The organism is Curtobacterium sp. AB451, from assembly GCF_050585845.1.
Taxonomy (GTDB): Bacteria; Actinomycetota; Actinomycetes; order Actinomycetales; family Microbacteriaceae; genus Curtobacterium.
In genome coordinates this window covers 576,036-588,471 of sequence record NZ_JBOBQG010000003.1, presented here as the reverse complement: position 1 = coordinate 588,471, position 12,436 = coordinate 576,036, and the positions used below count along the sequence as shown (strand labels likewise).

10 protein-coding genes are annotated in these 12,436 nt (G+C 72.3%); 8 read left to right on the top strand and 2 right to left on the bottom strand.

What is annotated here, in order from left to right:
* Positions 1 to 11: 11 nt before the first annotated feature.
* A complete protein-coding gene (gene thiL, locus ACQXVK_RS09705; RefSeq protein ID WP_430853408.1) occupies positions 12 to 1,022 on the top strand; it encodes a thiamine-phosphate kinase in 1,011 nt (336 codons plus the stop codon).
* 281 nt (positions 1,023 to 1,303) lie between these two features.
* Here the strand turns inward: thiL and ACQXVK_RS09700 are convergent, their stop codons facing one another.
* On the bottom strand, positions 1,304 to 1,867 hold the full coding sequence (locus tag ACQXVK_RS09700; RefSeq protein WP_031260807.1) for an RsmD family RNA methyltransferase: 564 nt from the start codon (positions 1,865 to 1,867) through the stop codon (positions 1,304 to 1,306).
* Between the two features lie 99 nt (positions 1,868 to 1,966).
* On the opposite strand from ACQXVK_RS09700, the gene ACQXVK_RS09695 reads away from it, so the two are divergent.
* The 7 genes from ACQXVK_RS09695 to ACQXVK_RS09665 all read left to right on the top strand — a co-directional run bounded on the left by ACQXVK_RS09695 (position 1,967) and on the right by ACQXVK_RS09665 (position 11,204).
* Positions 1,967 to 4,189 (top strand): ATP-dependent DNA helicase RecG, encoded by a 2,223-nt coding sequence (locus tag ACQXVK_RS09695; protein ID WP_430853446.1) that lies wholly within the window; start codon positions 1,967 to 1,969, stop codon positions 4,187 to 4,189.
* 21 nt (positions 4,190 to 4,210) lie between these two features.
* Positions 4,211 to 4,705: a pantetheine-phosphate adenylyltransferase gene (coaD, locus tag ACQXVK_RS09690; RefSeq protein ID WP_022905228.1), complete on the top strand. Its 495-nt coding sequence runs from the start codon at positions 4,211 to 4,213 to the stop codon at positions 4,703 to 4,705.
* A 76-nt stretch (positions 4,706 to 4,781) separates the two neighbouring features.
* Positions 4,782 to 5,384 (top strand): YceD family protein, encoded by a 603-nt coding sequence (locus ACQXVK_RS09685; protein WP_042723422.1) that lies wholly within the window; start codon positions 4,782 to 4,784, stop codon positions 5,382 to 5,384.
* A 47-nt stretch (positions 5,385 to 5,431) separates the two neighbouring features.
* On the top strand, positions 5,432 to 5,635 hold the full coding sequence (gene rpmF / locus ACQXVK_RS09680) for a 50S ribosomal protein L32 (protein WP_022905230.1): 204 nt from the start codon (positions 5,432 to 5,434) through the stop codon (positions 5,633 to 5,635).
* Positions 5,636 to 5,648: 13 nt separating this feature from the next.
* Positions 5,649 to 6,374, top strand: a complete 726-nt coding sequence (gene rnc / locus ACQXVK_RS09675) for a ribonuclease III (RefSeq protein ID WP_402263704.1) — start codon at positions 5,649 to 5,651, stop codon at positions 6,372 to 6,374.
* A gap of 4 nt (positions 6,375 to 6,378) precedes the next feature.
* Positions 6,379 to 7,350: a bifunctional DNA-formamidopyrimidine glycosylase/DNA-(apurinic or apyrimidinic site) lyase gene (mutM, locus tag ACQXVK_RS09670; protein WP_402263702.1), complete on the top strand. Its 972-nt coding sequence runs from the start codon at positions 6,379 to 6,381 to the stop codon at positions 7,348 to 7,350.
* 32 nt (positions 7,351 to 7,382) lie between these two features.
* Complete coding sequence (locus tag ACQXVK_RS09665; RefSeq protein ID WP_430853407.1) at positions 7,383 to 11,204, top strand: AAA family ATPase; 3,822 nt, start codon at positions 7,383 to 7,385, stop codon at positions 11,202 to 11,204.
* Between the two features lie 161 nt (positions 11,205 to 11,365).
* Here the strand turns inward: ACQXVK_RS09665 and ACQXVK_RS09660 are convergent, their stop codons facing one another.
* A complete protein-coding gene (locus tag ACQXVK_RS09660; protein WP_022905234.1) occupies positions 11,366 to 12,391 on the bottom strand; it encodes a TerC family protein in 1,026 nt (341 codons plus the stop codon).
* Between the last annotated feature and the right edge of the window lie 45 nt (positions 12,392 to 12,436).

Below are 12,436 nucleotides of genomic sequence, written 5' to 3'. Positions count from 1 at the left end.
ACCGTTCTCGTGTGGACGCGACGTACGACGCCTGGGCCGGACCGACCGTGGGGGACCTCGGCGAACTCGTCGTCCTCGACCGCATCGTGCGCCGACTGCCGGTCGGGTCGCCGCTGCTCGGTCCCGGGGACGACTGCGCGGTCGTCGCGGCGCCGGACGGCCGGTTCGTGGTGACGACGGACATGATGGTGCACGGACCGGACTTCCGCTGGGCGTGGTCCTCGCCCGAGGACGTCGGGTGGAAGGCTGCGGCGACGAACCTGTCCGACGTGGCCGCGATGGGCGCGGTGCCGACCGGCCTGGTGATCGCCCTCGCGGCGCCGCAGGACACCCCGGTGGCGGTGCTCGAGTCGTTCGCCGACGGGGTGCGGCTGGCCGTGGACGCCCTGGCGCCGGGCTGCGGCGTCGTGGGCGGCGACCTCTCGACGTCGGCGACGTTCACGGTGTCGGTGACGGCGTTCGGGGACCTCGGGGGTCGTGCGCCCGTCGTCCGCTCGGGAGCCCGCCCCGGCGACGTCCTGGCCGTCTCGGGGGAGCTCGGGCCGGCGGCGCGCGGGCTGACGCGGCTCTTCCGCGAAGGCGTCGACGCCGACGGTGAGCCGTCTCGCCGTGCGGCCGTGGCGAGCGGTGCGGACACGGACCCCGATGTCGGACGACAGCGGCGGCCGGTCCCGCCGATCGCGGACGGCCCGGCCGCTGCTGCCGGTGGCGCGACGGCGATGCTCGACCTGTCCGACGGGCTCGCGATCGACGCCGGGCGGCTCGCGCGGGCCAGCCGGGTCACCCTCTCGCTCGACGCCGACCGGTCCGAGGGGACGGCCGTCCTCGACGAGGTGGCGCTGCACGGCGGCGAGGACCACGGGCTGCTCGCCACGTTCCCGCCCGACGTCCCGCTGCCCGGAGGGTTCCGCCGCGTCGGCATCGTCCTCGACCGTGGCGACGACGACCTGGTGCGCGGGGGAGTCCCCGTGCCGACGACGGGCTGGGATCCCTACGCCGACTGGGACGGCGCCGCCGGCTGAGCGGCGTGGCACGCGCGTCGTCCGGCGTGTGTGTCCGGGGCTGCGGGGCGTGCGACCTCGTCGACGTCGTACGACGACGACGACGTCGTCGCTGCGCGCGTGCAACTGTTGCGAGCGCGGGCGTGCGACATCACCGATGTCGTACGACGACGACGAAGTCGTCGCTGCGCGCGTGCAACTGTTGCGAGCGCGCGCATGCGACATCACCGACGTCGTACGACGACGACGACGACGCACCACAGCGGGCGCGCCACCAGCGAACCCCCGAGGCCGCACCTGCGTCAGGCGGCGGCCACCACGGCCTCCCACGCGACGGTCTCGCCGTAGCTGCGCTTGCTGAAGGCCTCGAGCCCCGCGGGCCACGTCGGCTCGGGGGAGCGCTTGCTCCGCTCGACGACCACGACCGCGGCCGCCGTCAGCCGGGGCACGAGCGTCTCGAGGACCTCGGCGAGCTCGTGCTCGGTGACGTCGTACGGCGGGTCGATGAACACGAGGTCGAAGGTCCGGACGGTCCCGCGCAGGTACCCGAGGACGGGCTGCGGCTGCACGTCGATCCGCACGCCCGGGACCCGCCGCTGCACGGCCTTCGCGTTCGCCCGGCAGGCCTCGGCCGCCGCCGACGCCCGGTCGACCAGCACGACCTCGACCGCACCACGCGACGCGGCCTCGAGCCCGAGGGCCCCCGTGCCGGCGTACAGGTCCGCGACCGACGTGTCGTCGACGAGCCCACGTGCCTCGAGCGAGGAGAACAGTGCCTCGCGCACGCGGTCGCTCGTCGGTCGGGTGCCGGACTTCGGCACCCGGAGCGTCGTGGAGCCGGCGGCACCGGCGATGATGCGGGTCATGCTGCCACCGTAGCGGGCCGCCGGACGCTCCAGGAGTTCTCCACAGGCGGTCCGGGAGGCGCGGATCGCGTCGGTGCCGCCGGGTACCGTTGACGTGTGGTGACGACCGGAACGACGACCGACGACGCGGTGCCGGACCTCGGCCCCGCCCCGCTCGACGCGCGGCTCGCGAACGTCCTCGGCGGCCGGACCGCGGGTGCGATCGAGAAGGCGTTCGGGTACCGCACCGTCGGCGAGTTCCTCGAGCACGCGCCCCGGCGCTACGCCGAACGCGGTGCGCTGACGGCGCTCGACTCGCTCGCGATCGGCGAGTCGGTGACGATCGTGGCCGAGGTCGTCGACGTCCGGGAACGCACCATGCGTGCTCGTCGCGGCTCGATCCTCGAAGCGAAGATCGGCGACGGCAAGGGGCTCCTCACGCTCACGTTCTTCAACCAGGGCTGGCGCACGAAGGACCTCGTGCCGGGCGCGCGCGGGATCTTCTCGGGCAAGGTCGGCGACTACCGGGGTGCCCGCCAGCTCGCCCACCCCGACTACGAGCTCTTCGACCGCGACGACCCCCGGGCGACCGCCGACCCCGAGTCGGAAGAAGCCATCCGGTGGTCGCGCCAGCCGATCCCGATCTACCCGGCGACGTCGACGCTCACCTCGTGGCAGATCGCGAAGTCGATGGCGATCGTGCTCGACACGCTCCCGGACGTCGACGACCCGATCCCCGCGCGCGTCCGGAACCGGCTCGACCTCGTGCCGTTCCGCCGAGCGCTCGAGCTGCTGCACCGCCCCGAGAAGGTCGCGGACTTCAAGCGGGCCGAGGATGCCCTCCGCTACCGCGAGGCGTTCGTGCTGCAGACGGCCCTGGTGCAGCGTCGGATCGCGGCCCGCGCGACCGCGGCCACGGCACGGTCCGCCGCACCGGGTGGGATCCTCGAACGCTTCGACCGGGCGCTGCCGTTCACGCTCACCGACGACCAGCGGTCGGTGGGGGCCGAGATCGCCCACGACCTCGCCCGCGACTGGCCGATGCACCGCCTGGTGCAGGGCGAGGTCGGCTCCGGCAAGACCCTCGTGGCGATCCGGGCGATGCTGACGGTCGCCGAGTCCGGTGGGCAGTCCGCGCTGATCGCCCCGACCGAGGTCCTCGCGGCGCAGCACCTCCGGTCGATCGTGAAGTTCCTCGGCCCCGACCTCGCCGCCGAGCTCCGGCCGGTGATCCTGACGGGGTCGCAGTCGACCGACGAACGGCGCCGGGCCCTGCTCGCGGCGGCGTCCGGCAGCTCGCGACTCGTGGTCGGCACGCACGCGCTCCTCGGCGACCGCGTCGACTTCGCCGAGCTCGGGCTCGTCGTCGTCGACGAGCAGCACCGGTTCGGCGTGGAGCAGCGCGAGGCTCTCCGCACCAAGGGGGCGACGCCACCGCACGTGCTCGTCCTCACCGCCACGCCGATCCCGCGCACGGTGGCGATGACGGTGTTCGGCGACCTCGACGTCTCGACGATCACCGGGCTGCCCTCCGGACGTGCCGGCGTCGAGACGTTCACGGTCCCGCTCGCCGAGCACCCCGGCTGGGAGTCCCGCATCTGGACCCGCATGGCCGAGGAGCTCGCCGACGGTCGTCAGGCGTTCGTGGTGTGCCCGGCGATCGACGACGCCCACGCCGAGGACGACGGCGGACCCGACCCCGAGCCCGACGACGACACGCCGAAGCACGCGCCGGCCACCGTCCTCGCCACGGCGGAGCGGATGCGCACGATGCCGGTGCTCGCCGACCGCCGGATCGAGGTGCTGCACGGCCGCATGTCGGCGGACGAGAAGGACCGCGTGATGACGTCGTTCGCGGTCGGAGCCGTCGACGTGCTCGTCGCGACGACCGTGATCGAGGTCGGGGTCGACGTCCCGAACGCCTCGATGATGGCCGTGCTCGACGCCGACCGCTTCGGCGTCTCGCAGCTCCACCAGCTCCGCGGGCGCATCGGCCGCGGCCAGCACGCCGGCGTGTGCCTGCTCGTGACGACGGCGGAGTCCGAGACCACCTCGCGGGAGCGCGTCGACGCCGTGTCCGCCTCCGACGACGGCTTCGAGCTCGCACGCGTCGACCTCGAGCTCCGGCGCGAGGGGGACGTGCTCGGCGAACGGCAGTCCGGCGGTCGGTCGTCGCTCAACCTGCTGCGCGTCGTGGAGCACGCGGACCTCATCATGGACGCGCGCGAGGAGGCCGAGCACGTCCTCGGACCCGATCCGCAGCTCGACGGCCACCCGGCGCTCCGCGACGCCCTGGCGCGACGGCTGGACGAGTCCGACGCCGCGTTCCTCGGCAAGAACTGAACGCCGGGTATCGTCGCTGCCATGGCGCAGATCGCGGTGGTCCCCGGTTCGTTCGATCCCGTGACCCTCGGGCACCTCGACGTGATCGGGCGTGCTGCAGGGCTCTTCGACGAGGTGCACGTGCTCGTCGTGCACAACCCCGACAAGCGACCGGCGATGTTCGACGCCGTCGACCGCGTCCGCCTCATCGAGGAATCGCTCGTCGAGACGGGCGTGTCCGACAACGTGCGCGTGGGGGAGTGGACCTCGGGGTTGCTCGTCGACTACTGCCGGCAGGTCGGGGCGAAGGTGCTCGTCAAGGGCGTCCGCTCCGGCGAGGACGTCGCCTACGAGACACCGATGGCGATCATGAACCGGCACCTCGCCGACGTCGAGACGGTGTTCCTGCTGCCGGAGGCCGCGCGCGCGCACGTGTCGAGCTCGCTCATCCGCCAGGTGGCGTCCCTCGGTGGTGACGTCGCACCGTACGTCCCGGCGGTCGTCGCGGCGGCCCTGCACGCACACACCGGGCGCTGACCCGCTCGGGACACGCCCGTCCCCGCCTCGACTCGCGGGCCGGAGGGCTGTAGGCTCGTCGATCGTGTCTTCCCACGTGAACAGCCCCTACGCCCTGCGCGTGCGCGACCTCGCGCACCGGCCGGGCGAGATGCGCGAGCACTCGCTCGACATCGAGGTGCCCGATGCGATGGGAGCCGGTGTCATCGCCGTCCGCGAGGGCGCCGAGATGCGCATCGACCTCCGGCTCGAGGGCCTGCACGAGGGCGTCCTGGTCTCCGGGCACGCCAGCGCCGAGGCCGAGGGCGAGTGCTCACGGTGCCTCATCGACATCAGCGAACCCGTCGAGGTCGATTTCGCCGAGCTGTTCGCGTATGATGCCTCGGAGGATTTCGACTTCTTCGTTCACGATGACCACGTGGATTGTGAACAGGTCGTTCGAGATGCGGTGGTGCTGGCGCTGCCGTTCCAGCCGGTCTGCCGACCGGACTGCCCAGGACTCGACCCGGTGACGGGCGAGCGACTGGCCGACATCGGCGAGCAGCGCGCTCACGAGGTCCTGGACCCGCGGTGGGCCGCCCTCGGTGGCCTCACCCTCGACGACGCGACGAGCGGCGGCGAGACCCCGGACACAGCCAGCACGACCACGCCCCAGACCACCGAGGGTCAGGAGCGGTCCGACGCCGACCAGGCCGACTGACCGCCGCCCCTCGCCACTGACCACCGACCAACCGAAAGAGAACCACCATGGCCGTTCCCAAGCGCAAGCAGTCCCGTGCCAACACGCACGCCCGTCGTTCGCAGTGGAAGGCCGCGCCGGTCCAGCTCGTGAAGACGATCGAGAACGGCAAGGTCACCTACAGCCTCCCGCACCGTGCCAAGGTCGTCGAGGACTCCGCCGGCACGCCCCTGTACATGGAGTACAAGGGCCGCAAGGTCGCCGACGTCTGATCGGACCACACGCATGACCGCGACGTCCGGCACCACGGGGTCCCGCCCCGTGGGGCCGGACGTCGTTCGTCTGCAGGGGATACTCGGGGCCGACATCGACCTCGAGCTCCTGCAGCTCGCCCTCACGCACCGCTCGTACGCGTACGAGCACGGCGGCATCGGGCACAACGAGCGCCTCGAGTTCCTCGGGGACTCGATCCTCGGCCAGGCCGTGACCGTGAAGCTCTACCGGTCCTTCCCCGACCTCGACGAAGGTGACCTCGCCAAGCGGCGTGCGAGCCTGGTGTCGACGGTCGCCCTCGCCGAGATCGCCCGCATGATCGGGCTCGGCGCGTACCTGCGCCTCGGCAAGGGCGAGGAACAGACCGGCGGCCGTGACAAGTCGTCGATCCTCGCCGACACCGTCGAGGCCGTGATCGGCGCGACCTACCTCTCCGCCGGCCCCGACCCCGCGACCGAGCTCGTGCTCCGGCTGGTCGAGCCGCTCCTCGTCGACCCGGACCGCTTCGGCGCCGCGATGGACCCGAAGACCAGCCTGCAGGAACTCGCGTCGAGCCTGTCGCTCGGCAACCCGTCGTACCGCGTGACCGAGGCCGGTCCCGACCACGACAAGACCTTCCACGCGACGGTCGTGCTGCAGGGCGAGGACGTCTCCACCGGCACCGGGTCGAGCAAGAAGACCGCCGAGATGGCGGCAGCGCTCCAGGCGTGGACGCAGCTCTCCGGCCGGGCGGCCTGACCGCGTGCCCGAACTCCCCGAGGTCGAGGTCGTCCGCGCCGGCCTCGAACCCGCCGTCAGCGGCGCGCGGGTCCTGCACGTGGACGTCGTCGACGACCGTGCGCTCACCCGGCACGACGGCCCCGCCGAGGACTTCGCCGAGCGGCTGACCGGTCGCACCATCGCGGCCGCGGTCCGACGTGGCAAGTTCCTCTGGATGCCCCTTCGGCCCGAGCACGAGGGCGACCGGCCGGAGGCGCTCGTGGCGCACCTCGGCATGAGCGGCCAGATCCTGCTCGGCCGTGGGCGCGAGGCGGCGAAGCACCGCCGCATCCTCCTCGACGTCCAGCCGGCGGCGACCGGCCGCGACGGCACGCCGGAGCCGCCCGTCGAGCTCGAGTTCGTCGACCAGCGCACCTTCGGCTCGATGGCGATCGACGAGATGGTCCCGACGATCGACGGCGCCCCCGCCGGGTCAGCGGGGCACGTCGACGAGACCGATCCGGACGCCGTGTGGCGCCGGAGCATCCCGAAGCAGGTCTCGCACATCGCCCGCGACCCGCTCGACCCCGCGTTCGACGACGACCGCTTCATCGCCGCGGCCCGGAAGCGATCGAGCGGCATCAAGCGGATCCTGCTCGACCAGGGGGTCGTGAGCGGCATCGGCAACATCTACGCGGACGAGTCCCTCTGGGCCGCGAAGCTGCACTACGACCGACCGGCGGAGCGACTGACGCGCGGCGACCTCCGTGGTCTGCTGGCCGAGGTCCGGCACGTGCTCGGCCGGGCGCTCGAGGACGGCGGCACGAGCTTCGACGCGCAGTACGTCAACGTGAACGGGCAGTCCGGGTACTTCTCGCAGCGACTCAACGTCTACGGACAGCAGGGGAAGCCGTGTCCCCGGTGCGGCACGACGATCGTGCGCGAGGCCTTCATGAACCGGTCGAGCCACATCTGCCCCGTGTGCCAACCGCGTCCACGCCCGCGCACGCGTTAGCCTGACGCCCAACCAGAGCATCCGGAGACCGCATGTACTTGAAGAGCCTGACGATCAAGGGGTTCAAGTCCTTCGCGCAGCCGACGACGTTCGCGTTCGAGCCCGGCGTGACGTGCATCGTCGGGCCGAACGGCTCGGGCAAGTCCAACGTGGTGGACGCCCTCGCCTGGGTGATGGGGGAGCAGGGCGCGAAGACGCTCCGCGGCGGCAAGATGGAGGACGTCATCTTCGCCGGCACCTCGACGCGGGGGCCGCTCGGGCGCGCGCAGGTGCTCCTGACCATCGACAACGCCGACGGGTTGCTCCCCATCGAGTACTCCGAGGTGACGATCTCGCGCACGCTCTTCCGCAACGGGGGCAGCGAGTACGCGATCAACGGCGAGAACTGCCGCCTGCTCGACGTCCAGGAGCTCCTGAGCGACACCGGCCTCGGCCGTGAGATGCACGTCATCGTCGGCCAGGGCCAGCTCGACAAGGTCCTGCACGCCACCCCCGAGGACCGCCGCGGCTTCATCGAGGAGGCCGCAGGCATCCTGAAGCACCGTCGCCGCAAGGAGAAGACCCTCCGCAAGCTCGACGCGATGCAGACGAACCTGACGCGGCTGTCCGACCTCGCGGGGGAGATCCGCCGCCAGCTGAAGCCGCTCGGTCGCCAGGCCGAGGTCGCCCGCAAGGCCCAGTCCGTCGCCGCGGTCGCCCGTGACGCCAAGGCCCGCATCCTCGCCGACGACGTCGTCCGCCTCCGCCGCGAGCTCCACGAGCACCAGGAGGTCGAGGCCGGCCGCAAGTCCGAGCGCATCGTGCTGCAGGAGCGTCTCGATCAGACCCGTGCCCGTCAGCAGCACGTCGAGCAGAGCATGGTCGGCGACGACGTCGACCGTGCCCGCACCGTCGTGCACCGGCTGGAGAGCGTGCAGGAGCGGCTCCGTGGGCTGTCGAGCCTGGCGAACCAGCGGCTGATGTTCCTCGCGCAGCAGGCGGACGCTCCACAGCAGGGGCCGACGATCACCCCAGAGCAGGTGCAGGGCGTGCGGGACGAGGCCGACCGGCTCGAGGCCCAGGCCGCCGACATGGCGGGCGGCACGGCCCTGGCGGCGCAGCGCGTGCAGGCGGCCCGCGTGGCCCTCGACGCCCTCGACGAGCGGATCGCCGCCCAGGCTGCGCTCGTCTCGCAGCACGACCTCGAGGCCCAGCGCCTCGCCTCGGCGGTGGACGTCGCGACCTCGAAGCGCCAGTCCGCGGTGGCCGACCGGGAACGTCGTGAGCGCGCCCTGGCCGAGGCCGGGGACCGCGCGGACCGTGCCGCGGCCGCCCTCGCCGAACTCGGGACCGACCCGTCCGAGGGCGTCGACGAGGACGCGATGACCACGGCGCTCGACGCCGCACGCGAGCAGCAGGAGGCGGCCCAGGCCGCGCGCGACGAACTTCGCGACCGCCTGCACGCCCTCGAACGCGAACGGGACGCCCTCGACGCCCGTGTCGCCGCCCTCGGCATGTCGATCGACGTCCGCGACGGATCGCAGGCGCTGATCGACGCCGGTCGCGACGGCATCGTCGGTCGCCTCGCCGACCGGCTGACCGTGACCCCCGGGTTCGAGGGGGCGATCGCGATCGCCCTCGACGGCCTCGCCGACGCCGTGCTCGCCGACGACCGGACCGTCGCCCTCGACGCCGTGGCACACGCCCGTGCCGAGGACATCGGCCGCATCGACGTGGTGGTCGCCGACGCCGGTGCCCTGCCGTCGGACCTGCCGACGCGACTGCCCGCTGGTGTCCGACGCGCGCTCGACCTCGTCGACGGGCCGCCGGCGATCGCCGCGATCCTGCGGGACACGCTCGTCGCGGACACCGACGCGGTCGACCTCGAGGCAGTGCTCGCCGCCGCCCCGCAGGCCACGGTGGTCACGCGCTCCGGTGACCTCGTGCGCGCGGTCCGCGTGACCGGCGGCGGGGAGCGCGTGACCTCGCGCATCGAGCTCGTCGCCGAGCGCGACGACGCCGTCACCCGCCGCGACGCGATCGCGCGGGACGCCGAGGACCAAGCCTCGCGCCTCCGGGCCGCCCGCATCGCCGTCGAGGAGACCCGTCGTGTCGCCGACGAGGCGGACGCCGCCTCGCGCGCGCATGCCCGGGCGAAGGCGGACTACGACCGGACGAGCGCGTCCACCCGCGCGAAGGTGGAGAACGCCGCGGCCGAGGTCGAGCGACTCCGCGCGGCCCTCGCCGAGACGGACGGCGCGACCTCGTCGGCCGAGGCGGTCCTGGCCGAGACGGAACGCGCACGTCAGGAGTTCGCCGACCGCCCCCGACCCGTCGTCGACGCGTCGGAGCGACCCGCGCTGCAGGACGCGCTCGAGGCCGCTCGCGCCGCCGAGATCGAGCAGCGCATCCAGGTCGAGACCGTCCGTGAGCGGGTGCGCGCGGAGCGGAGCCGCGCCGACCAGCTGGCGCGGCAGCTCGAGGCGGAACGCGCCGCGGCTGCCGAGGCGGCCCGACTCGCCGTCATCCGTCGCGGGCAGATCGCGGTCGCCGAGCACGTGCTGGCCGACCTGCCCGGACTGCTCGGCGCGGTGGACCGATCGCTCGCCGAGGCCCGCGTCCAGCTCGCCACCGAGGAGTCCGAGCGGTCGAAGCGGAACACCGAGCTGCAGACGATCCGGAACGAGGAGCGCGAACTCCGCGACCGTCTGCAGTCGATCACGGACGGCGTGCACTCGCTCGAGATGGAGATCTACGAGAAGAAGTTGCACGTGTCCGGCATGCTCGACCGGGCGCAGAGCGAGCTGGGGCTGGTCGAGGCCGTGCTGGTCGCCGAGTACGGCCCGCACGTGCCGGTGCCGGTGGACGTCCTGATCGACCCCCGCGTCCTCGCGCGGAAGCACCGCGACGCCGAGCGCGCGGCCGTTGCCGCGGCCCTGGACGCCGCCGCGCCGGACGCGACCGTGGCCGGCGGGGTCGAGCCGCGCCTCCTGTCCGACGACTCGCCGACCGGTGCCGACCCCGTCTCCGACGTCGACCCGACCACCGACGGCGACGCCGACGGGGACCTGCCCGAACTGGTGGACGCCGAGTCGACGCTGCCCGGTGGCCCCGCACTGCCCGAGTTCGACGCCACCGACGACGTCGACCCCGCGGACGTCGAGACCGTGCCGTACGTGCGCGCGGAGCAGGAGCGGCGGCTGAAGGCGGCCGAACGCGACCTCGGCCAGCTCGGCAAGGTGAACCCGCTCGCGCTCGAGGAGTTCCAGGCGCTCGAGCAGCGGCACGCCTTCCTGGCCGAGCAACTCGAGGACCTGCAGAAGACCCGCACCGATCTCATGACGATCATCGACGAGCTCGACCGGAAGATGCAGACGATCTTCGAGTCCGCGTTCGACGACACGAAGGAGGCGTTCGACGTCATCTTCCCGATCCTCTTCCCCGGGGGCTCCGGGTCGATCACGCTGACGAATCCCGACGACCTGCTGCACACGGGCATCGAGGTGCAGGTGAAGCCCGCCGGCAAGAAGATCGACCGGCTGACGCTGCTGTCCGGTGGCGAGCGGTCGCTGGCGGCGGTGGCGCTCCTCGTGGCGATCTTCACCGCCCGGCCGTCGCCGTTCTACATCATGGACGAGGTCGAGGCGGCGCTCGACGACGCCAACCTCGGGCGGCTCCTGAGCGTCTTCGAGCGGCTCCGGGCGTCGTCGCAGCTCATCGTGATCACGCACCAGAAGCGCACGATGGAGATCGCGGACGCGCTCTACGGCGTCTCGATGCGGCAGGACGGCGTGTCCGCCGTCGTCGGGCAGCGGGTGCAGCAGCGGTCGGCCGAGCCGGAGCCGGAGCCGGAGCCGGAGGTCGCTGTCGCATAGCGCAGCGCGTTTCGCGCTGAGCGACAGTTCACGCGCTCCGGAGCGCGTGAACTGTCGCTCAGGCCGAAACCGGGCGTGCGCGGCGGACGCGCGGGACCACCGACGGACGGGAGGCGCGGTGCCAGCTGGCACCGCGCCTCCCGCACTTCAGGTGGTGACGACTACTTCGCGTCGGCCTCGACGGCCTCCTTCGGCTCGCCCGTCGGGGTGAGCCCGCGCTCCTGACGGCGCTTCGACACCACGAGCGAGGCCACCGTGGCGACCGCGATGGTCAGCATGATGAAGCCCAGCGAGAACCAGATCGGGATCTCGGGGGCCCACTCGATGTGCTCGCCGCCGTTGATGAACGGCAGCTCGTTGACGTGCATGGCGTGGAAGACGAGCTTGACGCCGATGAAGCCGAGGATGACCGCGAGGCCCTGGCCGAGGTAGATGAGGCGCTCGAGCAGCCCCGCGATGAGGAAGTACAGCTGTCGGAGACCCAGCAGCGAGAACGCGTTCGCGGTGAACACGATGAAGGCGTCCTGCGTCAGCCCGAAGATCGCGGGGATCGAGTCGAGCGCGAACAGCACGTCGGTGAGGCCGATGGCGACCATCACGAGCAGCATCGGGGTGAAGAGGCGCTTGCCGTCGACGCGGGCCGTCAGCTTGTCGCCGTGGTAGTCCTCGGTGGTCGGGATGACCTTGCGGAGCGTCCGGATGAGACGGGAGTCGCCCTCGCTGCCGTGGTCGTTGCCGCTCCGCGCCTGGGACCAGGCGAGCCAGAACAGCAGTGCACCGAACAGGTAGAACACCCACGAGAAGTTCTCGATGATCGTCACGCCGAGCGCGATGAACACACCGCGGGCGACGAGGGCGATCGCGACGCCCACCAGGAGCACCTTCTGCTGGTACTCCTTCGGCACGGCGAAGCTCGACATGATGATGAGGAAGACGAACAGGTTGTCGACCGACAGCGCCTTCTCGGTCAGCCAGCCGGCGAAGTACTCACCACCGGCCTGCCCGCCGCCGAAGACGAGGATGCCGACACCGAACAGGATCGCGAGCCCGACGTAGAACGCCGACCAGAACGCGGATTCCTTGATGTGCGGCACGTGCGGGGTCCGCACGTGCGAGAAGAAGTCGAACACCAGCAGGCCGAGGATGCCGGCGATGGTGAGGAGCCAGACGATGAGTGGGACGTCCACGGGTTTCCTTCAGGTCGGGGGCGCATCCGGTTGGTGGGTACGCCG

What these genes read in the sequence shown, in the direction of transcription:
- rnc (WP_402263704.1), top strand. Translation starts at nt 5,649, where the DNA reads ATGACCGCGACGTCCGGCACCACGGGGTCCCGCCCCGTGGGGCCGGAC.
- rpmF (WP_022905230.1), top strand. Translation starts at nt 5,432, where the DNA reads ATGGCCGTTCCCAAGCGCAAGCAGTCCCGTGCCAACACGCACGCCCGT.
- ACQXVK_RS09665 (WP_430853407.1), top strand. Translation starts at nt 7,383, where the DNA reads ATGTACTTGAAGAGCCTGACGATCAAGGGGTTCAAGTCCTTCGCGCAG.
- coaD (WP_022905228.1), top strand. Translation starts at nt 4,211, where the DNA reads ATGGCGCAGATCGCGGTGGTCCCCGGTTCGTTCGATCCCGTGACCCTC.
- ACQXVK_RS09700 (WP_031260807.1), bottom strand. Translation starts at nt 1,867, where the DNA reads ATGACCCGCATCATCGCCGGTGCCGCCGGCTCCACGACGCTCCGGGTG.